This is a genomic window from Rhodococcus sp. GQ147, from assembly GCF_059759155.1.
Map to the genome: position 1 here is coordinate 50,631 of NZ_JCAXDU010000022.1, position 21,909 is coordinate 72,539.

Consider the following 21,909-nt stretch of genomic DNA (forward strand, 5'->3'; position numbering starts at 1 on the left):
TCGTTGCAGTGTAAGGACGTTTTCGCCGGGTGCGCGGCGACTTCTCATCCCGTCACGGCCGGGAGTTCGACCGTGTCGCTCTCGGCGTCCCCGAACACCGGTGCGGTCTGCGGCCGGGGACGCAGGCAGACTGCACACACCACGGTTCCGAGAGCCGCAACGAACGCCGCCGCCACGAGCGCCCCCTGCAGGCCCGACACGAAGTCCTGCGGTGATCCGCCGGGCAACAGCGACTCGGCCGGCAGGAACATCCCGAGCACCGCGACGCCGACGGCGATGCCGGTCTGACGGAAAGCGTCGTTGATACCGGCCGCGAGACCGGAATGCGCCGCGGTGCTCTCCCCGAGGACGATCCCGCTCATCGCCGGGTTGAACACGCCGGCGGCCGCGCAGGCCACGACGAGTCCCGGCAGCAGTACGTACTTCGAACTGTCCGCCTCGGCGACCGTCATCACGAGCAACCCGACGGCGACGAGCGCCAGTGAGCACGACAACGAGACCCACGCAGCGACGACACGATCGAGTTTCGCCGTCGCACCGGCGACGACGAACATGGCGACGGTCGCGGGCAGGTACACCAGCCCGGCCTGCACCGGCGACAGCAGCAGGACGTTCTGCAGATACAGCGTGGTGTAGACGAATACCGCGAACAGCGACGCCGAGATGGCGAAGGCCGCGACCTGCGCTCCGACGAAGGCCCGGTTGGCGAGCAGGTACGGGGGCAGCATCGGTTCGGCGGTGCGCATCTCGTGCGCGACGAAGGCGACGAGGGCACCGACAGCGAGCACGAAGGCGATGACGGCCTGCGCATCGGACCACCCGATCTCGTGGCCACGCAGCACGGCGAACACGAACGCCGCCAGCCCCACCGCGGCCAGGAGCTGCCCCGGCACGTCGGCGGCGCGCGGACGGGGATCTCGCGATTCGGGCACCCAGCGCAGGGTCAGGAGCAGGGTCACGAGACCGATCGGCACGTTGACGAAGAAGATCGCGCGCCAGTCCAGCAGTTCGGTGAGCAGACCTCCGACGAGCGGACCGACCGCGAAGGCGCCGCCGATGGTCGCGCCGTAGGCGGTCAGGGCCGACGCCCGCGCCCGCCCTCGGTCGAAGACGTCGGCGAGGAGGGCGAGCGAGCAGGCGAACAGGACCGCCCCACCGATGCCTTGCACTGCCCGGGCGAGATCGAGGACCCAGATCGTCGGTGCGAGGGCGCACAGGAGCGAGGCGCCCGTGAACCAGACGAGGCCGACGACGAACACTTGGCGGCGGCCGCGACGATCGGCCCACGACCCGGCGCCGAGGACGGCTGTGGCCAGGGCGAGGGTGTAGGCGTCGATCACCCACTGCAGTGAACTGACGCCCGCGTCGAGGTCGACGGCGATCGACGGCAGTGCGGTGCTGACGACGGCGATGTCGAGCATGAGCATCGCCGTCGTCACGCACACGACCAGCAGCGTGATCCGTTTCGTCGCGGTACTTCTCGCGGGGGTCGGTGTGGTCATCGAGAATCCTTCCGTGTCGAGGTGTGTGGACCTCGGACACGGTGCGCCGCGTCGCTTGGGACGAACCGGGTGTACTTCTTGGACGGCCGAGAGAACCGTCGACATCTCCCCTCAGAGGGGCTCCGGGGATCACACATCGATCACGGCGGGGTCACGAGGCGGTCGCAACGCCGCTCGGAAACTGGACACACCCCCTTCTACCTGGGGTAAATGCGGAGAATTCGACCGACTGTCCGATATCGTCGTTGCGAAGCATCCGTCCCGGCTCGTCCGGAGCATTCGAGAAGGCAGGCCATGCGATCCTCCACCTCAACCACAGGTCGGCATCGCCTCGGCATGGAAAACGGTGTTCACTGCATCCTCATCCCCGAGGTCGCTGCCGCCCTCGCCGAGCACCGGCGGAACTGGTTCACCGCGCTGCTGACGAACGCGCGCCACAGCCACGCCGCGATGCGCAAGCGAGCGACGGCCCTACCCGCGCAGTGGGCCACTCCCGCCGTGGGATGAGCTCGCCGTGAGTTGAGCACCTGCTATCGACGACACACGAAGACCGGCCCCCTCCGATTCGGAAGGGGGCCGGTCCCGTTGTGGCCCGGGAGCCCCTGTGCCACAGCAACAATGACCCCCCGGAACGCAGACGACCCCGCACCGAACAGTGCGGGGTCGTCCGTCGAAGCGCTGTATCAGGCGTTACCCGACAGCTTCTCGCGCAGAGCGGCGAGCTGGGCGTCGCTCGCGAGCGATCCACCGGTGGTCTCCGGAGCCGCCTCGGCACCCGACTCGGAGGAGTAGTTGCTACCGGACACGCCGGCCGCAGCCTCGGCGGCCTCGTCGGCAGCCATCTTCTCGATCTGAGCGGTGTGCATCTTGTGGCGACGCTCGGCCTCCGCGTAGCGGGACTCCCACTCCTCACGCTGCTTCTCGTAACCCTCGAGCCATTCGTTGGTCTCGGGATCGAAGCCCTCGGGGAAGATGTAGTTGCCCTGCTCGTCGTAGCTGTCGGCCATGCCGTACTTCGACGGGTCGAACTCGGCCGTGTAGTCCTCGTTCGCCTGCTTCAGCGACAGCGAGATACGACGACGCTCGAGGTCGATGTCGATGACCTTGACCATCGCGTCGTCGCCGACAGCAACGACCTGGTCCGGGACCTCGACGTGGCGCTCGGCAAGCTCGGAGATGTGGACGAGGCCCTCGATGCCCTCCTCGACGCGGACGAACGCGCCGAACGGAACGAGCTTCGTGACCTTACCCGGCACGATCTGACCGATCGCGTGGGTGCGGGCGAACTGACGCCACGGATCTTCCTGCGTCGCCTTGAGCGACAGGGAGACGCGCTCGCGGTCGAGATCGACGTCGAGAACCTCGACGGTGACCTCGGTGCCGACCTCGACGACCTCGGACGGGTGATCGATGTGCTTCCAGGACAGCTCGGAGACGTGCACGAGGCCGTCGACACCGCCGAGATCGACGAAGGCGCCGAAATTGACGATGGAGGACACGACGCCCTTGCGGACCTGGCCCTTCTGGAGCTGGTGCAGGAACTCGCTGCGAACCTCGGACTGGGTCTGCTCGAGCCATGCGCGGCGCGACAGGACCACGTTGTTGCGGTTCTTGTCGAGCTCGATGATCTTGGCCTCGATCTCCTTGCCGACGTAAGGCTGGAGGTCGCGGACGCGTCGCATCTCGACGAGCGACGCGGGCAGGAAGCCACGCAGGCCGATGTCGAGGATCAGGCCGCCCTTGACGACCTCGATGACGGTGCCCTTGACGGCCTCGTCCTTCTCCTTGAGCTCCTCGATCGTGCCCCAGGCGCGCTCGTACTGAGCACGCTTCTTGGACAGGATCAGACGGCCTTCCTTGTCCTCCTTGGTGAGAACAAGAGCCTCGACCTCATCGCCCACCGACACGACCTCGTTGGGGTCGACATCGTGCTTGATGGAGAGCTCGCGGGACGGGATGACGCCTTCGGTCTTGTAACCGATGTCGAGCAGCACCTCGTCGCGGTCGACCTTGACGATGGTGCCCTCGACGATGTCGCCATCGTTGAAGTACTTGATCGTGGCGTCGATGGCGGCGAGGAAATCCTCGGCGGAGCCGATGTCGTTGACGGCTACCTGCGGCGAGGTGACGGTGGTGGAGGCCATGTGTTGAGTTGCTCCGGACGGGTTGATAGTCGGTTGGTCAATTCGGTCGGGCACGTGAAACACCCACTGCGATACGGCGATGTGCGAGTCACGGCGAGTTCCTCGTTCGAGCCTGGGGCCGAACTGCGGACACTCGCGATCACCAGGCTACGCGCTTCGAGGGGACCCGGGCAAACCGATATCGGGACCGCTCCCCCGCACCCGATAGGCTCACACCCATGCCGGGCTCCGCGAACCCCCCTTTTCCAGACCTTTCGGGCGTCCCGGAGGGAACCGACGACGAGGCCGCGCGGCACGCGGACGCCGAGACGATCCTCGGCGAGACCCGACCCACCCGGACCCGCCTCGGCTCCCTCGAGAGCGAACGCGCGAACCGGGTCTGGTGGGACGCCGACACCGACGACTACCACCGCACGCACGGCGAGTTCCTGGGCGTGGACTCGGCCGCCGGGGAGTTCGTGTGGTGCCCGGAGGGCCTGCACGAGGGCGATGTGCAGTTGCTCGGCCCGGTTGCCGGACGCGACGTCCTCGAACTCGGGTGCGGTTCGGCGCCGTGCGCCCGCTGGATCGCCGGGCAGGGTGCCCGGGCGGTCGGGCTGGACATCTCCATGGGGATGCTGCAGCGCGGACGCGCGGCGATGACCGGTTCCGGCCCGACGGTTCCGCTCGTACAGGCCGGCGCCGAGAACCTGCCGTTCGCCGACGGAAGCTTCGACATCGTGTGCTCGGCGTTCGGCGCGGTGCCCTTCGTCGCCGATTCCGCCCGGGTGATGCGCGAAGTGGCGCGGGTGCTGCGACCCGGCGGACGGTGGGTGTTCTCCGTGAACCACCCGATGCGGTGGATCTTCCCCGACGATCCGGGCGAACAGGGCCTGGTCGCGATGTTCCCGTATTTCGACCGGACCCCCTACGTCGAGGTGGACGCGACGGGCCGGGCGACCTACGCCGAGCACCACCGCACCGTGGGCGACCGGGTGCGCGAACTCGTCGCCGCCGGCCTCGAGGTCTACGACATCGTCGAACCCGAGTGGCCCGAGCATCTCGACCGCGAGTGGGGACAGTGGAGCCCGCTGCGCGGTTCGATCTTCCCGGGCACCGCCATCTTCTGCAGCCGCAAACCCACCTGATCCCGACTCACAGCAGCCGGGACAGGAACTCCCGGGTCCGGCTCTCCTTCGGGTCGGCCAGCACCTGGCGGGGATCACCGGCCTCGACGACCACGCCGCTGTCCATGAACACGAGCTGATCGGCGACCTCCCGCGCGAAGCCCATCTCGTGCGTGACGACGACCATCGTCATGCCGCCGTCGGCGAGATCGCGCATCACCGCGAGCACCTCGCCGACGAGTTCGGGGTCGAGGGCCGAGGTGGGCTCGTCGAACAGCATGAGCTTGGGATCCATGGCGAGCGCGCGGGCGATCGCGACGCGCTGCTGCTGGCCGCCCGAGAGCTGCGCGGGATAGGCGTCGACCTTGTCGGCCAGCCCGACCCGCGCGAGCAGGTCCCGGGCCTTCTCCACCGCCTCGTCACGCTTGAGCTTCTTCACGAGGATCGGCGCCTCGATGATGTTCTCGAGCACGGTGCGGTGCGGGAACAGGTTGAAGTGCTGGAACACCATGCCGATGTCGCGGCGCTGCTTCGCGGCGGCCCGCGGGTGCAGTTCGTACAGTTTCGAACCCCGTTCGGCGTAACCGACGAGATCGCCGTCGACGTACAGGCGACCGGCGTCGACGCGCTCGAGGTGGTTGATGCACCGCAGGAAGGTCGACTTGCCGGATCCGGACGGACCGATCAGGCAGGTCACCTGGCCGCGCCCCACCTCGAGCGAGATGCCCTTGAGCACCTTGACGGCGCCGAAACTCTTGCAGACCCGGTCGGCCCGCACCATCGGCGTCTCGACGGACGTCATATGTGTTCCTCCCCCGGTGCGCCGGGCTTCGGCGTCGGCTTGCCGGCCTCGGCGACCGGTACGTTCTGTGCGTCGGCGAGTGCCTGCAGCTGACGGGCCGTGAGCTGCCGGCTCAGGCCCTTCGAGTAGTGCCGCTCGAGGTAGTACTGGCCGATCATGAGCAGGCTGGTGATCGCCAGGTACCAGGTCGCGGCGACGAGCAGCAGCGGGATCGGCTGGAAGTTCGCACCCGAGATGTCGCGGGCACGGCCGTACAGTTCGAGGCTGTAGGGCACGGCGGCGACCAGCGAGGTGGTCTTGAGCATGCTGATCAGCTCGTTGCCGGTCGGCGGGATGATGACCCGCATCGCCTGCGGCAGGACGGTGCGGCGGATGGTCTGCGACCACGACATGCCGAGCGCCGTGGACGCCTCCAGCTGCCCCTCGGGCACGGAGGTGATGCCGGCGCGCACGATCTCCGCCATGTAGGCCGCCTCGTTGAGTGCCAGGCCGATGACGGCGAACAGGAACGCCGCGTTCAGACCCTGCACGTCGATGTGGACGAACTGGTGGACGAACGGGATCCCGAGGTCGATCTGCTTGTAGATCGACGGGAACAGTCCCCACAGCACGAGTTGGACGTACACCGGGGTACCGCGGAAGACCCACAGGTACAGCCACGCGACGGAACGCAGCACGGGATTCGGGGACAGACGCATCACCGCGAGCACCACGCCGAGGACGACGGCGATGGCCATGGCGAGCACCGTCAGCTGCACGGTCTTCCACGCGGCTGCGGTGATGCGGGCGTCGAACAGGTACCGGGCGTAGATGTCCCAGCGGTAGGCCTCGTTGGTGGCCGCTCCCCAGGCGAACAACCCGAGTGCGATCAGGACGATCGCGCCGGAGATCCATCGTCCGGGATGTCGCAGGGGTACTGCGCGTATCGGCTCCGGGTCGTCCGGTCGCGGTTCCGCGGATCTCGCGGACGTGGACTCGCTCATGGTTCCCTTTCTCAGCTCGTCGCGCCGTTGATCTGCGAGGCGGTGATCGCGCCGTCCTCCATGCCCCAGCGCGCGGTGATCTCGTCGTACGCACCGGAATCGATGAGGTACTGCACTGCCTGCTGCAGTACGGGACCGAACGGCGACCCCTTCGCGACGACGAATCCGTAGGGCGCGGCGTCGAAGACCTCACCGGCCGGTTCGAGTCGTTCCTCGCTGCGGGCGATGACGTACGCCGTGACCGGCGAGTCGGCGGACAGTGCGTCTACCCGGCCGAGGATGAGGGCATTGGCAGCCTCGTCCTGGCTGTCGTACTTGACCTTGTCGATGGGCGGCAGCCCGCGGGCGACGCATTCCTCGCTCTTCGCGGGGACCTCCTCGAGGTCCTCGATAGTGGTGGTCTGTACCGCCACCCGCAGTCCGCACGCGTTGTCGGGGTCGACGGATTCGCCGGTGCGCTGCGCCCACTGCACTCCGGCGCTGTAGTAGGTGACGAAGTCGACCGATTCCTCGCGTTCCTTCGTGTCGGTGAACGACGACGAGCCCATCTCGAAGGTGCCCGCCTGGACGGCCGGGATGATCCGGTCGAAGTCGGCTTCGTTGAGCACCGCCTCGAGTCCGAGGACGTCGCCGAGGGCGTGGACGAGTTCGACGCCGAAGCCGACGATGGTGCCGTCGTCGTCCTTGAACTCGTTGGGGGCGTACGGGACGTTCACCCCGACCTCGAGGGTGCCGCCGTCGGCGATGTCGGGCGGCAACTGCCTCGCGATGGCGTCGACCTTCTCGACGGTGACTCGGTCGCCGGGCGGCACGGTCGATTCGCTGTTCACCACGCACCCGGTCGCGAAGGCAAGCACCGCCGCTCCCGCCGCCAGCCTGCTCAGGGTCCGGACATGACGACGCCCCCACGAGGTCACGCGGCGGGTGTGCACTGCTCGATTCACAGTCGCACAGTATCCAACCAGGGAGGGGTCCGAATGCAAACCCGAAGCTCAGGCTTCGAGGCGGGCGATGACGGCGGCGGTGAACTCGTCCGTCGACGCGGTGCCACCGAGGTCGGCGGTCGCGACACCCGCCGCGACGGTCGCGCGCACGGCGTCCTCGATGGCGCGGGCGGCCGCGGAGAATTCGATGTCCGCGCGTGCACCGACACGGTCGAGAAGCATGGCGGCGGAGAGGATCAGCGCGATCGGGTTGGCGCGGCCCTGCCCGGCGATGTCGGGTGCGGCGCCGTGCGCAGCCTGGGCCATGGCCTTGGTGCGCGACGCGTTGATCGACGCCGCGGTACCGAGCGAGCCGGACAGTTCGGCGGCGAGGTCGGACAGGATGTCGCCGAACATGTTCTCCGTCACGATCACGTCGAACTCGGCGCCGCGGCGGACGAGCAGCGCGGCCATCGCGTCGACGTGCTGGTCGTCGACAGTGACGCTCGGGTAGAGACGACCCACTTCCTGGCACACGTCCCGGAACAGGCCGGTCGTGCTGGCGAGCACGTTGGCCTTGTGCACGATGGTCACGCGCTTGCGGCGACGCGACGCGAGGTCGAAGGCGGTGTGCGCGATGCGTTCACAGGCGGCGCGGGTGATCACTCCGACCGCGAGTGCGATGTCGGGTGTGGGCATGAACTCGCCGCTGCCGACGGCCATGTTCCGGTCGGCGTAGAAACCCTCGGTGTTCTCCCGGACGACCACGAGATCCATCTTCGGTGACACCGACGCCGCTCCCGGCAGTGCGCACGCCGGCCGGATGTTCGCGTACAGGTCGAAGTGCTTGCGGATCCGACCGCCCGGAGTGAGCTGACCCCGGAACTCGGGTGGGTACGAGGCGCTGTCGTGCGGGCCGAGGATCCACGCGTCGAGCTCGGCGAGGGTGTCGAGGGTGACCTGCGGCAGCGGGCTGCCGTGCGTCTCGATCGCGGAGGCACCGACGGGCAGCGGCACCCAGTCGACCGCGACCCCGGCTGCCGCGACGGCGGTGTCGACGATCCTGCGGGTCGCCGGCACGATCTCGGGACCGATGCCGTCCCCCTCGAGAAGTCCGATGCGATGGGTCTGAAGCGTTGCGGTGTCGTCGGTCACCCGGTCATCATTGCCTACCGTGGTCCAGTCGGTGGAACTCCTCCTCGACGCCCCGCTCGACACGGCGGTGCGCGACGAGTGGACCCGGCTGCTCGACGCCGGCCTGCACAGTCAGGGACGCGTCCGTTCCGAATCCAACCGTCCGCACGTGACGCTGTTCGTCGCCCATGCCCTGCCGGACGAACTCGAGGACGCGCTGCGGGCCACCATCACGGTCCGGCGGATCACCCTCCGGCTCGGTGGCGTGGTGATCTTCGGTGGCCGGTACGCGACGCTCGCCCGCACGGTCGTGCCGTCGATCGAACTGCTCGAACTCCAGGCGCGGGTGTTCGAGGTGCTCTCGGAATGCCCCGGCATCCCCGCACACATCCGGCCGGGCGAGTGGACGCCGCACGTCACCCTCGCACGGCGGGTGCCGGCCGCGCGCATCGGTACCGCGGTCCTGGCGGCGCAGACGCCGGAGCGGCAGCTGACCGGATCGAGTGCAGGAGTGCGGCGCTGGGACGGCGAGGCCAAGCGGGAGTGGCTGCTCACCTGAGCAGCGGGACGGTGCGCCGTTCAGAAACGGTAGTCGCCGAACTGCGTCACTTCCATATGGGTGTCGGGCGTGCGTCCGGTGAGGGCCAGCACGTCGAGGAGGAGAAAGACCGCCAGAAGTACGAGGACCAGCAGGATCATGCTTCGAGCCTGCCGCGCCGGGGTCCCACCCGACAGTGGCAGAGCCGTCGGAGAACATCGTTTTTCTGCCACCACGGTGTCACACTGGGTTGCGTGTCCGGAACACCTGGAACCACCGGCCGGCTCGAGAAGGTGGTCGTCCCCGTCCTCCCCTACGTCGAGACCTTCGAACTCGGCGTGGCGTGCGAGGTGTTCGGCTTCGACCGCTCCGACGACGGCCTGCCGACCTACGACTTCCACCTCGTCGCCGCGACCTCCGATCCGGTGCGCACCCGCTTCGGCTACACCATCGAGGTGCCTCACAGGCTCGATCTCCTCGACGACGCCGACCTGATTCTCCTGCCAGCGGTGAACAGCGACGGCATCGCGCTCGACGACGGGCGCCTCGAACCGTTGTTCGCGAAACTGCGGGCCGCCGTCGACCGCGGCGCGCGCGTGGCGAGCATGTGCACCGGGGCGTTCATCCTCGGTGCGGCCGGGTTGCTCGACAGGCGTCGCTGCACGACCCACTGGATGCACGCCGACCGTCTCGCCCGGACCTATCCGACGGCGCAGGTCGACCGGGACGTGCTCTACGTCGACGACCATCCGGTCCTCACCGCCGCAGGCACCGCGGCCGGCATCGACCTGTGCCTGCACATCGTCCGCTCCGCCCAGGGAGCCCAGGTCGCCAACACGATCGCCCGGCGCATGGTGGTGCCACCGCACCGCGACGGTGGGCAGGCCCAGTACGTCGCGATGCCACTGCCCGAATGCAAGGACGAGTCGCTCGCGCCGTTGCTCGACTGAATGAGCGAGCACCTCGACCGGGAACTCCCGGTGGCCGCACTGGCGCAGAAGGCGCACATGTCGGCGCGGACCTTCGCGCGGCGGTTCGTCGCCGAGGTTGGGGTCACGCCCGCGCGCTGGCTCCGCGATCAGCGGGTCCTGGCCGCGCAGCGCCTGCTCGAGGAGACCGACCTTCCGATCGACGTGGTGGCCGACCGCGTCGGTTTCGGCACCGCTGCGGTGCTGCGCCAGCATTTCCTGCGCCTGCGGCAGACCACTCCGCAGGCCTACCGACGGACCTTCCGGCGGTCCGTCGAACCGGTCGGCGTGTGACGCGTCCCTCGATCGGCACCTCCCGACGACACCCCCGGATCGGACACGTCACGTAGCGTGGCGGAAGGAACCCCGTCACGACGCGTGACGGCGGGAACGAACGGGAAGAAACAGCGGCGGCCGGATGTTGGACCCGTCGACACGCCCGACCGAAAGGATTTCCGTGGCAACCAAGGCTCTCACCCAGCAGGACTTCGACGAGGTCGTCACGAGCAATGACATCGTGCTCGTGGACTTCTGGGCCGACTGGTGCGGCCCCTGCAAGCAGTTCGCGCCCACCTTCGAGGCATCGTCGGACAAGCATCCCGACGTCGTGCACGCGAAGGTCGACACCGAGGCCGAGCAGGCCATCGCGGCGGCGGCGAACATCCGCTCGATCCCCACGATCATGGCGTTCCGCGAAGGCATCCTCGTCTACAACCAGGCCGGTGCTCTTCCGCCCGCCGCTCTCGAGGATCTCGTCTCGCAGGTCAAGAACCTCGACATGGACGATGTGCGCAAGCAGATCGCGGAGGCTGGCGCCGAGCAGAGCTGACCCACTCGTCGCGTCGACGGCGCCCGTCCCCGGTGATCCGGGGGCGGGCGCCGTCGTACGTACGGTGTGTGTACCTGCGGCCGGTGTCCCTGCGACTCGGTGTCCCCGCGACTCGGTGTCCCCGCGACTCAGTGCGCCGCGACTCAGTGCGCCGCGGCGTCCCAGCTGCGGCCGTAACCGACCGAGACCTCGAGCGGCACCGACAATTCGATGACGGAGTCCATCTTGTCGCGCACGAGCGCCTCGACCTGTTCGCGCTCGGCTTCGACCACTTCGAGCACGAGTTCGTCGTGCACCTGCAGCAGCATCCGCGACCGCAGTCCGGCCTCATTCAGCGCCTTCTGCACGTCGATCATCGCGACCTTGATGATGTCGGCGGCCGTGCCCTGGATGGGGGCGTTGAGCGCGGCGCGCTCGGCGATCTCCCGGCGCTGCCGGTTGTCGCTGTTGAGGTCGGGCAGGTACCGGCGGCGGCCGTAGAGGGTGGACGTGTAGCCGACCTTGCGGGCCTCCTCGACCACGTTGTAGAGGTAGTCGCGCACGCCGCCGAAGCGGGTGAAGTAGGCCTCCATCTGCTCGCGGGCCTCGTCGGTGGAGATCTTCAGCTGCTGGGCGAGACCGTAGGCGCTCAACCCGTAGGCGAGACCGTAGGACATCGCCTTGACGCGGCGACGCAGCTCCGGGGTGACCTCCTCGAGCGGCAGCCCGAACGCCCGCGACGCCACGAAGGTGTGCAGGTCCTCGCCCGTACGGAATGCCTCGATGAGCCCCTCGTCGGCCGACAGGTGCGCCATGATGCGCATCTCGATCTGGCTGTAGTCGGCGGTGAGCAGCACGTCGAATCCGTCGCCCACCACGAAACCGTCGCGGATCCGGCGACCGGCCTCGGTCCGCACCGGAATGTTCTGCAGGTTCGGCTCGGTCGACGAGAGCCGGCCCGTCGCCGCGACGGTCTGGTTGAAGGTGGTGTGGATGCGACCGTCGTCGGCGATGGACTTGATGAGTCCGTCGACGGTGGTCTTCATCTTGGTGTGCTCACGGTGCGCGAGCAGGTGTTCGAGGAAGGGATGGCCCGTCTTGTCGAACAGGTTCTGCAAGGCATCCGCGTCGGTGGTGTAGCCGGTCTTGGTCTTCTTCGTCTTCGGCATCTCGAGCTCGTCGAACAGCACCACCTGCAACTGTTTCGGCGAGCCGAGGTTGATCTGCTTGCCGATCACCTCGTAGGCGGCGTTCGCGGCGGCGGCGACCTGGGCCGCGAATTCGGACTGCAGGTCGTGCAGGTGCGCCGAGTCGACGGCGATGCCGGTGGCCTCGAGTTCTGCGAGGACCTCGAGCAGGGGCAGTTCCATCTCGGTGAGCAGGCGCACCGATTCGATCTCGCCGAGTTCGGTGTCGAGGGCCGCGGCGAGGTCGACGACGGCGCGCGCCGCGAGGATCTGCGCCTCGGCCGCTTGCGCGTCGGCGGCGTCCTCGTCGTCGAGCAACGAGAGTTGTTGCGCGCCGGTGTCTTCCACTCGCAGCTCACGCTTGAGGTAGCGCAGCGACAGATCGTCGAGCTTGAACGAGCGCTGGCCGGGCCGCACCAGATAGGCGGCGAGCGCGGTGTCGCTGGTGATGCCGGCGAGCGTCCAGCCGCGTCCGCGCAGCGCGTGGATGGCGAACTTCGCCTCGTGCACGGCCTTCTCCACGGCGGGGTTCGCGAGCCATGCGGCGAGGGCGTTCTCGTCCTCGGGCGTGAGCGCCACCGTGCTCACATAGGCGCCCTCACCGTCGGCCCCGGCGACGGCGATCGCGGTCGCGTCGCCTCCGTAGGGAGTGCCGGTGCCCACCACGGCGAGGCCATGACGTCGACCTGCCGGGGCGTGCTCGGCGAGCCAGTCGCCGAGGGCACCCGGCTCGACGATCCCGCCGCGCACCTCGAAGCCCTCCTCGGCCTCGGGCTCGGCCGACGAGAGCGTCTCGAACAGCCGGTCGCGCAGCACCTTGAACTCGAGGTCGTCGAACAGGCGGTGGATGCGGTCGCGGTCCCACGGGGCGAGGGCGAGTTGTTCGGGGGTGTACGGCACGGCCACGTCGCGCACCATCTCGGTGAGCTGGCGGTTGAGCAACACGTTGGACAGGTTCTCGCGCAGCGCGTCGCCGGTCTTGCCGCGCACCTCGTCGACGCGGTCGACGAGTCCGCTCAGGCTTCCGTACTCGCGGATCCATTTCGCGGCGGTCTTCTCGCCCACGCCGGGGATGCCGGGCAGGTTGTCGCTCGGGTCGCCGCGCAGCGCCGCGAAGTCCGGATACTGCTGGGGGGTGAGTCCGTACTTCTCCTCCACCGCGTCGGGGGTGAAGCGCGTCAGGTCGGAGACGCCGCGCCGCGGATACAGCACCGTGATGTCGCCGTTGACGAGTTGGAGCGCGTCGCGGTCGCCGGTCACCACGAGCACCCGGAAGCCCTGGGCGTGCGCCTGCGTCGCGAGCGTGGCGATGATGTCGTCGGCCTCGTAGCCCTCGATCGCCATCACCGGGATCCCCATCGCGCCGAGGACGTCCTTGGTGAGGTCGATCTGACCCTTGAAGTCGTCGGGTGCGGCGCTGCGCTGGGCCTTGTAGGCGGCGAACAGTTCGGCACGGAAGGTCTTGCGGCTGACGTCGAATGCCGCCGCGACGTGCGTGGGCTGCTCGTCGCGCAGCAGGTTGATGAGCATGGAGGTGAACCCGTAGACCGCGTTCGTGGTCTGCCCGCTGTGGGTCTTGAAGTTCTCGGCGGGCAGCGCGTAGAACGCGCGGAACGCGAGGGAATGGCCGTCGAGGAGCAGCAGGGTCGGGCGGTCGTCGGTGGCCGCGGTGGACGTCGCGGAAGTGGATGCACGGGTCACGCGTGCCAGTCTAGGGACCGAGGACGACAGCGTCGGCCACACCGCCCGACCAGCACCTCTCCGGTATGTGCGAACACTCGTTGTCCGAAGAAACGAGACCGAAACGTCCGGGTGATCCAATTTTTCCCGTGGACGTGCGATCCAGCCGCTAGAGTCCCCTGTCACGACACCGTAGTCCGGCGTCATCGAGGTTGACGATGATGCCCCGGGCGCAGTGCCGCGCTCGATGACAGCGCACCCACCGGGAGGACCTGCGTGGCCCCTACCTCGGGATGTCGGCGACGACCGACCTCGACCCTCCACCGATCGGTCCGCGCCGCACTCGTCACGCTCGCGAGTGTCCTGTTCGTCCTCGTCGGCTCCGGCCTCTCCTCCGCCCAGGATCCGCCGGACCCACCCTCACCGCCCGCGAACACGGCACCGGCCGCACCCGACGAGGAATCCGCGGAGGGGGTGACCGTCCGCGGAACGCTCAACAATGCCGGCGAACGACTCGACGGTGTCGTCGTCCGTGCGACCACCGAGAGCGGCGAGGTGGTCACCGAGACGGAGTCCGCCGACGGTGGGCGCTGGGAACTCACCGTTCCGCCGGGCACGTACGTCTTCGAGGTCGACACCGAGAGCCTGCCCGACGACGTCACCGTCCAGACCTCGGTGACCCGCGATGTCGCTCCGGGACGGGCGAACACGGTGATTTTCTCGTTCGGGGAGGCGCGTAGCGGTTCGACGGTCGCGTGGGGCGAGACGCTGGTGCGCACGATCGTCGACGGTCTGCGTTTCGGTTTGGTCATCGCGATCGCCGGAGTGGGCCTCAGTCTGATCTTCGGCACGACCGGCCTGACGAACTTCGCCCACGGCGAGCTGGTCACCCTCGGGGCGGTCGCGGCGTGGATCTTCAATGTCACCCTCGGTGTCCAGCTGATACCGGCCACGATCCTGGCGGTGATCGTCGGCGTCATCATCGGCCTGCTCAACAACGCACTCATCTGGGCTCCGCTCCGGCGCCGCCACACGGGCCTGATCGCCCAGCTGGTGGTGTCGATCGGCCTCGCGATCTCGTTGCGCTATCTCATCCTGGCCTTCTACTCCGACCGCACCCAGCCGTTCGACGACTACCAGGCACAGCAGCAACTGGTGTGGGGGCCGATCGCGATCACCCCGGTCAACCTCGCGTGCATCGTGATCAGCCTGGTGGTGCTCGTCGGGGTCGCCCTGCTGCTGCAGCGCACCCGGATCGGCAAGGCGATGCGCGCGGTGGCCGACAACCGCGACCTCGCGGCATCGTCGGGGATCGACGTCGAACACGTCATCCGCTTCGTGTGGGGTCTCGGTGGCGGGCTCGCCGCGCTCGGCGGGGTGCTGTTCGGCCTGTCGGAACTCGGCGGGCGCGTGCAGTGGGAGATGGGCTTCAAGCTGCTCCTGCTGATGTTCGCCGGCATCATCCTCGGCGGCCTCGGCACCGCCTACGGCGCACTGGTCGGCTGCGTCGTGGTGGGACTGCTGGTCCAGTTGTCCACCCTCGTGATCAACCCGGACCTGAAGTACATCGGCGGTCTGCTCGTACTCATCGTCATCCTGGTTATCCGCCCCCAGGGCATCCTCGGCAGTCGGACAAGGATCGGTTGACCCATGGATATCGTGTCGGTACTCCAGGTTTCCTTCGCCCAGCTCATCGGCCCGTCGGCGATCTTCTACGCACTGCTCGCGATCGGCCTGAACCTGCACTACGGCTATGCAGGGCTGCTGAACTTCGGGCAGATCGGTTTCGCCCTCCTGGGCGGTTACGGCGTGGGCATCATGACCGTCACCTACGACCAGCCGTTGTGGGTGGGCATCCTCGTCGGCCTCGCACTGGCAGGTCTGCTCGCGCTCGTCCTCGGCATCCCCACCCTGCGGTTGCGGGCCGACTATCTCGCCATCGCGACGATCGCCGCGGCGGAGATCCTGCGGCTGATGTTCCGCTCGACCGCGTCCGACTCGGTGACCGGATCGACCCGCGGCCTGTGGGGTTTCGCCGACCCGTTCACGTCCCTGAGCCCGTTCGATTCGAGTCGCCAGTACAACCTGCTCGGTATGCGGTTCTACGGCGACGACCTGTGGGCGATGGTCGTCGGCTGGACCCTCGTGCTGTTGCTGTGCGGGCTGGTCTACCTCCTCTCCCACAGTCCGTGGGGGCGGGTCCTCGAGGCGGTGCGTGAGGACGAGGACGCTGCCCGCGCGCTCGGCAAGAACGTCTTCGCCTACAAGATGCAGGCCCTGGTACTCGGCGGCATGATCGGCGGTCTCGGCGGCGTCTTCAACGCCCTGCAGACCAAGTCGATCAACCCCGACTTCTACTCGACCGCGCAGACCTTCTTCGCGTTCGGCGCGCTGATCCTCGGGGGTGCGGGAACGGTCTTCGGACCGGTGCTCGGCGCCATGGTGTTCTGGTTCCTGCTCACCCTCCCGGATGCCTTCCTGCGTCAGGCGATCACCGGACCCGACCCGCTGCTCCCGCTCACCGAACAACAGGTCGGCGCGATGCGGTACGTGCTGCTCGGCGTCCTCATCGCGGTGATGATGGTCTTCCGGCCACAAGGCATCCTGGGAAGCAAGCGGAAGGTGCAACTCGATGCCTGACACGATCCGACCCGACCCGACACCACCGCGCACGGTCCTCGGCGCGGACGAACGCGCCGCGCTGTTCGCCGGCGTCGACCGCGCCCCCGGCGCCGCCAAACCCGACCCGATCCTCGTCGTCGACGATCTGTGCCGCACATTCGGAGGCCTCAAGGCCGTGGACGTGGCCCACCTCGAGATCCAGCGCTCGTGCATCACCGGCCTGATCGGCCCGAACGGCGCCGGCAAGACCACCCTGTTCAATCTCCTCACGGGCTTCGACCGGCCCGACACCGGCACCTGGGCGATGGACGGCGACGCGCTCGGCCGGCTCCATCCCCATCAGGTGGCGCGGCGCGGGATCGTGCGCACCTTCCAGCTCACCAAGGCGCTGTCGAAGATGACGGTCCTCGACAACGTCCGCCTCGGCGCCCGGCACCAGACCGGCGAGCGCATGGCCGGTGCACTGCTGCCGTGGACGTGGCACCGCCAGGAACGCGAGATCACCGCGCGCGCATACGAACTGCTCGACCGTTTCGGTCTGGCCGCGAAGGCCGACGACTTCGCCGGTTCACTGTCCGGCGGTCAACGCAAACTGCTCGAGATGGCCCGTGCGCTGATGACCGAACCGACCGTCGTCATGCTCGACGAGCCGATGGCCGGCGTCAATCCGGCGCTCACGCAGAATCTGCTGGGACACATCAAGACCCTGCGCGACGACGGGACGACCGTGGTATTCGTCGAGCACGACATGGACGTCATCCGCGACATCTCCGACTGGGTCGTGGTGATGGCGCAGGGTTCGGTGATCGCGGAGGCACCGCCGGACGCCCTGTCGTCCGATCCGGCCGTGGTCGACGCCTATCTCGGCAGTCACCACGACCAGGCACTCGAATTCGACGACGAGGGCAATCCCGTGGGCGCGACCGCCGAACTCGCCGACGCCCTCGCGGACGCGGAAGCGCAGACCCTCGAGGCCGGAGGCGACCTGTCCGATCCCGATTCGGCGTCGACCGACGCGACGGCCACGACCCTGGAGAAGCCTTGAGCGACAACATCACTCCTGCACTCACCGGGACGACGCCGGCGGAACGTGCCGCGACCCCGGAGGAACATGCGCGCCTGGCGACCGGAGCTCTCCTGCGCGCCGACGATCTCGTGGCCGGTTACTTCCCCGGGGTCGATATTCTGCGCGGTTGCAACTTCTACCTGCGCGACGGTGAGATCGTGGGCATCATCGGCCCGAACGGAGCCGGCAAGTCGACCCTGCTCAAGGCGTTGTTCGGCCTCATCCCCATCCGCAGCGGCACCGTCACGCTCGGCGGGGACGAGATCACCTCGGCGCCCGCACACATCCTGGTGCGCAAGGGGATCGGCTACGTGCCGCAGACGCAGAACGTGTTTCCCTCACTGACCATCGAGGAGAACCTCGAGATGGGGATCTATCTGCGTCCGAAGGACTTCGAGAAGCAGTTCGAGCGGGTGGCGTCGTTGTTCCCGTTGCTGTCCGAGCGCCGGAAGGTCAAGGCGGGAGCGCTCTCCGGTGGTGAGCGGCAGATGGTCGCGATGGGCCGCGCGCTGATGATGGAGCCGTCGGTGCTGCTCCTCGACGAGCCGTCGGCGGGACTGTCGCCGATGTTCCAGGACGAGGTCTTCATCCGCTGCAAGAAGATCAACGCGGCGGGGGTGTCGATCATCATGGTCGAGCAGAACGCGCGTCGCTGCCTGCAGATCTGCGATCGCGGATACGTTCTCGACCAGGGCCGCAACGCGTACACCGACACCGGCAGCAATCTCATGCACGACCCGAAGGTCGTCGAACTGTATCTCGGCACTCTCGCCGGCAGCCGGGAGAAGCGGAAGGGGTGACCGCCTACCGGCGATCACCCCTTCGCTCACGACCGGCGGGTCACTCACCCACCACGATGTAGTCCTCGGTGGTCAGGGTGTTGTCGGGACCGAACACGAGTCGGCCGTACGAGCCCACGCCGGGTTCGCCCGCGTCCACGAAGGTGAGTTCGCCGGTGGCACCGTCGTAGTCGATGTCCTGATCCGCACGGAGCAGGTCGAGGCACTGCTGGTAGCTGGTGCACTTCTCCCCGTCGCGGGTCACCGAGTTGATGTTCGCGGCGATGTCCACCCCGGCGGTCGACCCTGCCTGTTCCGCGGCCAGCGCCGAGACGATCACGGCGTCGTAGGACTCTCCGGCGTAGTTGAAGTCGATCAGACCCGGATCGACGCCGAGCAGTCGCTGCTGGAACTCCTCGCCGGTGTCGGTCAGCGGCGTGGTGCCGGCCATGCCGTCGAGCAGTCCTTCGGCGACGTTCTCGCCCAGCGCGTTCCCCATGTTGCCGTCGACACCGAAGACCGCCATGCCGTCGGACGGGCCGATACCCACCTCGTGCATGCGAGTGATGATCTTCGCCGACTCCTCGAAGCCGATGAGTGCCACAGCATCCGGTGCGAAGTTGGCCACCTGGTCGACCTCCGCGTTGAACGACTGCGCGTTGGGGTCGTAGATGATCTTCTGGATCTGGTCCTCCGGGATACCGGCGTCGACGAGGTTGGTCACGGTGTTCTCGGCGAGGCCGGTGCCGTACGGATCGTTCAGCGCCAGGATCGACACGCGCTGCGCCCCGTCCTCGGCGATCAGCTGCGCGAGCGCCTGCGCCTGGAGCACGTCGGTCGGGGCGGTGCGGAAGTACAACCCGCGGTCGGCGTAGCAGACGAACTGGTCGGAGGTGTTCGCCGGCGAGAACTGCACCACGCCGGCACTGACGATCTTGTCGATCACCTTGAGCGAGACCGACGACGAGGCGGCGCCGACGATCACCTGGGTGCCGTTGGCGAGATGTCGGTCGACGGTGGTGTTCGCGGTGTCGGTCGTCGTGTCCCCGGAATCGCCCGGGAACAGTTCGACCGGCTGGTCGAGAACACCGCCCGCGGCGTTGATGTCGTCGACGGCGAGCCGGACGGCAGCGACCTCGGGCGGTCCGAGGAAGGCGAGACTGCCGGTCTCGGGGAGAATCGTGCCGATCTTCAGCGGTCCCGTGGCGGGAGTCGCCCCTGCTGTGGCCTGCTGTGGTTCGCAGTCGGTCTCGACGGTCGTCGCGGCCGCCGACCCCTCGTCACCGGCCGACGTACCGGATGCCGAATCGTCGCTGTCCGAACCACACCCGGTGAGGGCGAGCGTCGCAGCACCGAGTACCGCTACGGCGCGGACCAGAGTCCGTCTTGCCATTCAACTCTCCTTCGAACGCCTGACACCGCATCCGGCGGATTCCGGATGTGGTCGAAACATAGCGGTCGGAAGCACCCCGCGAACCCGGCCGAAATCCTTGTGATACGACCGTTATCTGCGGGGCGGAGATTTGATGTGGCGGTAACGCGTCGGGCGCCGTGAGCACTCGAAACCGGTTCGCGCGGCTAGCCGGCGGTGTCGCTTCCGAGGGTCTCGAGGACGACCACCGCGACCTGCTTCATGGTGGTGCGGCGGTCCATCGCGGCGCGCTGGATCCAGCGGAACGCCTCCGGTTCGGTCATCGCATGCTTCTCCATGAGCAGTCCCTTGGCCCGGTCGACGAGCTTGCGGGTCTCGAATCGCTCGTTGAGCCCTTGCACCTCGCGCTCGAGCTCGCGCAGCTCGGCGAAGCGGCTGACGGCCACCTCGATGGCGGGCACGAGATCGCTCTTCGAGAACGGCTTGACGAGATACGCCATGGCGCCTGCGTCGCGGGCGCGTTCGACGAGTTCGCGCTGACTGAAGGCTGTGAGAATGACCACAGGGGCGATGCGCCGCTGTGCGATCTCCGAGGCGGCGTCGATGCCGTCGCGGCGCGGCATCTTGACGTCCATGATCACCAGGTCGGGCCGGAGTTCCTCGGCGAGTTCGACGGCACGCTGTCCGTCGCCGGCCTCACCGACCACCTCGTAGCCCTCCTCGCGCAGCATTTCGACGAGATCGAGCCTGATCAGGGCCTCGTCTTCCGCTACGACGACCCGACGAGGAGTTGGTGTGCTGTCGTGCGGCGCGGAGGTCATGGTCGGGCCTTCCCCTCGGTACTGGCGGTCCCCGGTGCAGGGTGGAACGTAAGAAGGGTACCGGTGCGCGCCCACTTCGCCCGATCCTCTACAGTGGTGTCCGCAACGCCCCCGTATCCCAATTGGCAGAGGAAACGGATTCAAAACCCGTCCAGTGTGAGTTCGAGTCTCACCGGGGGCACCACTTTTCGGTTCGCGCCACACGGCCGGAGCACGCCTTCCGCATCCCGCCGATTCCGGCTCCGCTGTCGTAATGTTCCGGCGTGAGTATCTGGGTTCCCGTCGTCGTTGCACTCGTCACCGGGGTGGTGTCGTGGGCGGCCGCACGTCTGTCGCGCGAGCTGTCCCGTCGAAACCTCCGGACCCGGATCGCAGCCGATCTGGCCATCTACAACGGACTCGGCGACGAGTTCCGGAAGCGCCCCCTGCGGGAGAGCGTCGATGCCCGGTTGTGGCAGCTCGCGGCCCAGTCGATGCCGTTGGCGCCGGGATCGCGTCCGAAGCCCAGGATCCGCCAGATCCTGGCCCTGATCGCAGTGGTGTTCGTCGCCGTCGGAGCGCTCGTGTTCGTGGAACTCGTCCTGGGCATCCGGGAGGGCGACTCGGCGCGGGTGGCGCTCGCACTGCTGGCAGGTGCCCTGGTCGGATTCTCGATTCCCGGCCTGTCCGCCGATCCGGCGGAGTTGCAGGAGCGGCAGCTCATCCGGGCGCTGCGGGAGCGACGGGCCATGGAACAGCTGCAAAACGGGCAGAGCTCCTCCGCAGGTACTCCCCCGGACCTGGCGGAGACCGCGTAGCTACGATTCTCCGGGTGACCGGTTACGACGAGTTCGACATGTTCGGGGGCCTCGACCCCGCGTCCCTGCCGCTGCGCCAGCAGCAGATCCTGGCCGCGACCCGCGACTGGATCGTTGCGCAGGGATCGTCGCCGAGCACCCGGCAGATCGCCGATTCGGTGGGTCTGCGGTCGACGTCGACGGTCTCGAAGCATCTGAAGAGCCTCGCGGACAAGGGTTTCCTCCGCCGCGGCACCGCTGTGGCGCGCCAGCTCGACGTGCGCCCCTTCCTCGGCTCGTCCGGCGGTGAACGCGCATCCGACGACACCGTGACCGTGCCGGTCGTCGGCGACATCGCCGCGGGCGCACCGATTCTCGCCGAGGAGCACACCGACGACCTGCTCACCCTCCCCCGCGGTCTGGTCGGCTCCGGCACGGTCTTCGCGCTTCGCGTGCGAGGCGACTCGATGGTCGACGCGGCGATCTGCGACGGCGACACAGTGGTGGTTCGGCGGCAGCACGAGGCCCACTCCGGTCAGATCGTCGCGGCGATGATCGACGGCGAGGCGACGGTCAAGGTGTACCGGCGCCGAGGCGGCCACGTCTACCTCGAACCCCGGAATTCCGCCTATCCCGTCCTCGACGGCGACGAGGCGGTGGTGCTGGGCACCGTCGTGTCCGTCATGCGCCGCATCTGA

19 protein-coding genes, 1 tRNA gene and 1 pseudogene are annotated in these 21,909 nt (G+C 68.1%); 12 read left to right on the forward strand and 9 right to left on the reverse strand.

Going from position 1 to position 21,909, the window contains the following annotated elements; all coding sequences use genetic code 11:
- Positions 1 to 44 precede the first annotated feature (44 nt).
- Positions 45 to 1,502 carry an MFS transporter gene (locus AC6CID_RS21235; RefSeq protein ID WP_498354426.1) on the reverse strand — a complete coding sequence of 486 codons (1,458 nt, stop codon included), beginning with the start codon at positions 1,500 to 1,502 and terminating at the stop codon, positions 45 to 47.
- 294 nt (positions 1,503 to 1,796) lie between these two features.
- Here AC6CID_RS21235 and AC6CID_RS21240 point away from each other — a divergent pair, with 294 nt between their 5' ends.
- On the forward strand, positions 1,797 to 2,009 hold the full coding sequence (locus AC6CID_RS21240) for a hypothetical protein (RefSeq protein ID WP_016934979.1): 213 nt from the start codon (positions 1,797 to 1,799) through the stop codon (positions 2,007 to 2,009).
- A 176-nt stretch (positions 2,010 to 2,185) separates the two neighbouring features.
- On the opposite strand, the gene rpsA is transcribed toward AC6CID_RS21240, so the two are convergent.
- Positions 2,186 to 3,646, reverse strand: a complete 1,461-nt coding sequence (gene rpsA / locus AC6CID_RS21245) for a 30S ribosomal protein S1 (RefSeq protein WP_006554003.1) — start codon at positions 3,644 to 3,646, stop codon at positions 2,186 to 2,188.
- A gap of 218 nt (positions 3,647 to 3,864) precedes the next feature.
- On the opposite strand from rpsA, the gene AC6CID_RS21250 reads away from it, so the two are divergent.
- Entirely contained in the window at positions 3,865 to 4,773 is a 909-nt protein-coding gene (locus AC6CID_RS21250) for a class I SAM-dependent methyltransferase (RefSeq protein ID WP_006554004.1), read from the forward strand.
- A gap of 7 nt (positions 4,774 to 4,780) precedes the next feature.
- Here AC6CID_RS21250 and AC6CID_RS21255 read toward each other — a convergent pair whose 3' ends face one another.
- From AC6CID_RS21255 to AC6CID_RS21270, 4 genes are all read right to left on the reverse strand, one after another.
- Entirely contained in the window at positions 4,781 to 5,554 is a 774-nt protein-coding gene (locus AC6CID_RS21255; protein WP_019289663.1) for an amino acid ABC transporter ATP-binding protein, read from the reverse strand.
- A complete protein-coding gene (locus tag AC6CID_RS21260) occupies positions 5,551 to 6,537 on the reverse strand; it encodes an amino acid ABC transporter permease (RefSeq protein ID WP_006554006.1) in 987 nt (328 codons plus the stop codon). The genes AC6CID_RS21255 and AC6CID_RS21260 overlap by 4 nt, the downstream gene beginning before the upstream one ends.
- A gap of 11 nt (positions 6,538 to 6,548) precedes the next feature.
- Positions 6,549 to 7,421: an ABC transporter substrate-binding protein gene (locus AC6CID_RS21265; RefSeq protein WP_170318567.1), complete on the reverse strand. Its 873-nt coding sequence runs from the start codon at positions 7,419 to 7,421 to the stop codon at positions 6,549 to 6,551.
- 108 nt (positions 7,422 to 7,529) lie between these two features.
- Positions 7,530 to 8,615 carry an isocitrate/isopropylmalate dehydrogenase family protein gene (locus AC6CID_RS21270; RefSeq protein WP_006554008.1) on the reverse strand — a complete coding sequence of 362 codons (1,086 nt, stop codon included), beginning with the start codon at positions 8,613 to 8,615 and terminating at the stop codon, positions 7,530 to 7,532.
- A 19-nt stretch (positions 8,616 to 8,634) separates the two neighbouring features.
- Between AC6CID_RS21270 and AC6CID_RS21275 the strand changes: the two genes are divergently transcribed.
- The 3 genes and pseudogenes from AC6CID_RS21275 (at position 8,635) to trxA (ending at position 10,929) form a co-directional block, all read left to right on the forward strand.
- Positions 8,635 to 9,153, forward strand: a complete 519-nt coding sequence (locus AC6CID_RS21275) for a 2'-5' RNA ligase family protein (RefSeq protein WP_033097659.1) — start codon at positions 8,635 to 8,637, stop codon at positions 9,151 to 9,153.
- Positions 9,154 to 9,425: 272 nt separating this feature from the next.
- Positions 9,426 to 10,394 (forward strand): annotated as a pseudogene (locus AC6CID_RS21280) (GlxA family transcriptional regulator).
- Positions 10,395 to 10,557: 163 nt separating this feature from the next.
- Positions 10,558 to 10,929: a thioredoxin gene (trxA, locus tag AC6CID_RS21285; protein WP_498354427.1), complete on the forward strand. Its 372-nt coding sequence runs from the start codon at positions 10,558 to 10,560 to the stop codon at positions 10,927 to 10,929.
- 143 nt (positions 10,930 to 11,072) lie between these two features.
- Here the strand turns inward: trxA and polA are convergent, their stop codons facing one another.
- On the reverse strand, positions 11,073 to 13,796 hold the full coding sequence (gene polA / locus AC6CID_RS21290; protein WP_121209223.1) for a DNA polymerase I: 2,724 nt from the start codon (positions 13,794 to 13,796) through the stop codon (positions 11,073 to 11,075).
- A gap of 255 nt (positions 13,797 to 14,051) precedes the next feature.
- On the opposite strand from polA, the gene AC6CID_RS21295 reads away from it, so the two are divergent.
- Genes AC6CID_RS21295 through AC6CID_RS21310 form a run of 4 tightly spaced genes read left to right on the forward strand, consistent with a single transcriptional unit; the run spans position 14,052 to position 18,263 of the window.
- A complete protein-coding gene (locus AC6CID_RS21295; protein WP_200358135.1) occupies positions 14,052 to 15,422 on the forward strand; it encodes a branched-chain amino acid ABC transporter permease in 1,371 nt (456 codons plus the stop codon).
- A gap of 3 nt (positions 15,423 to 15,425) precedes the next feature.
- A complete protein-coding gene (locus AC6CID_RS21300) occupies positions 15,426 to 16,415 on the forward strand; it encodes a branched-chain amino acid ABC transporter permease (RefSeq protein ID WP_220666163.1) in 990 nt (329 codons plus the stop codon).
- The gene (locus AC6CID_RS21305; RefSeq protein ID WP_138843449.1) at positions 16,408 to 17,442 is read left to right on the forward strand and encodes an ABC transporter ATP-binding protein; all 1,035 of its coding nucleotides are present in this window, start codon (positions 16,408 to 16,410) and stop codon (positions 17,440 to 17,442) included. The genes AC6CID_RS21300 and AC6CID_RS21305 overlap by 8 nt, the downstream gene beginning before the upstream one ends.
- Positions 17,439 to 18,263: an ABC transporter ATP-binding protein gene (locus AC6CID_RS21310; RefSeq protein WP_006554016.1), complete on the forward strand. Its 825-nt coding sequence runs from the start codon at positions 17,439 to 17,441 to the stop codon at positions 18,261 to 18,263. The genes AC6CID_RS21305 and AC6CID_RS21310 overlap by 4 nt, the downstream gene beginning before the upstream one ends.
- 40 nt (positions 18,264 to 18,303) lie before the next feature.
- Here AC6CID_RS21310 and AC6CID_RS21315 read toward each other — a convergent pair whose 3' ends face one another.
- Both AC6CID_RS21315 and AC6CID_RS21320 read right to left on the reverse strand, forming a co-directional pair.
- Entirely contained in the window at positions 18,304 to 19,635 is a 1,332-nt protein-coding gene (locus AC6CID_RS21315) for an ABC transporter substrate-binding protein (protein WP_019289674.1), read from the reverse strand.
- Between the two features lie 185 nt (positions 19,636 to 19,820).
- Positions 19,821 to 20,435: an ANTAR domain-containing response regulator gene (locus AC6CID_RS21320; RefSeq protein ID WP_064060151.1), complete on the reverse strand. Its 615-nt coding sequence runs from the start codon at positions 20,433 to 20,435 to the stop codon at positions 19,821 to 19,823.
- Between the two features lie 107 nt (positions 20,436 to 20,542).
- Between AC6CID_RS21320 and AC6CID_RS21325 the strand changes: the two genes are divergently transcribed.
- The 3 genes from AC6CID_RS21325 to lexA all read left to right on the forward strand — a co-directional run bounded on the left by AC6CID_RS21325 (position 20,543) and on the right by lexA (position 21,909).
- A tRNA-Leu gene (locus AC6CID_RS21325) sits at positions 20,543 to 20,619 on the forward strand.
- A 79-nt stretch (positions 20,620 to 20,698) separates the two neighbouring features.
- A complete protein-coding gene (locus AC6CID_RS21330) occupies positions 20,699 to 21,232 on the forward strand; it encodes a hypothetical protein (RefSeq protein WP_064060150.1) in 534 nt (177 codons plus the stop codon).
- 14 nt (positions 21,233 to 21,246) lie between these two features.
- Complete coding sequence (lexA, locus tag AC6CID_RS21335) at positions 21,247 to 21,909, forward strand: transcriptional repressor LexA (RefSeq protein ID WP_498354428.1); 663 nt, start codon at positions 21,247 to 21,249, stop codon at positions 21,907 to 21,909.

Coding starts and splice junctions, on each gene's coding strand:
- AC6CID_RS21235 (WP_498354426.1), bottom strand. CDS start 1,502: ATGACCACACCGACCCCCGCGAGAAGTACCGCGACGAAACGGATCACG.
- AC6CID_RS21240 (WP_016934979.1), top strand. CDS start 1,797: ATGCGATCCTCCACCTCAACCACAGGTCGGCATCGCCTCGGCATGGAA.
- rpsA (WP_006554003.1), bottom strand. CDS start 3,646: ATGGCCTCCACCACCGTCACCTCGCCGCAGGTAGCCGTCAACGACATC.
- AC6CID_RS21250 (WP_006554004.1), top strand. CDS start 3,865: ATGCCGGGCTCCGCGAACCCCCCTTTTCCAGACCTTTCGGGCGTCCCG.
- AC6CID_RS21255 (WP_019289663.1), bottom strand. CDS start 5,554: ATGACGTCCGTCGAGACGCCGATGGTGCGGGCCGACCGGGTCTGCAAG.
- AC6CID_RS21260 (WP_006554006.1), bottom strand. CDS start 6,537: ATGAGCGAGTCCACGTCCGCGAGATCCGCGGAACCGCGACCGGACGAC.
- AC6CID_RS21300 (WP_220666163.1), top strand. CDS start 15,426: ATGGATATCGTGTCGGTACTCCAGGTTTCCTTCGCCCAGCTCATCGGC.
- AC6CID_RS21305 (WP_138843449.1), top strand. CDS start 16,408: ATGCCTGACACGATCCGACCCGACCCGACACCACCGCGCACGGTCCTC.
- AC6CID_RS21315 (WP_019289674.1), bottom strand. CDS start 19,635: ATGGCAAGACGGACTCTGGTCCGCGCCGTAGCGGTACTCGGTGCTGCG.
- AC6CID_RS21320 (WP_064060151.1), bottom strand. CDS start 20,435: ATGACCTCCGCGCCGCACGACAGCACACCAACTCCTCGTCGGGTCGTC.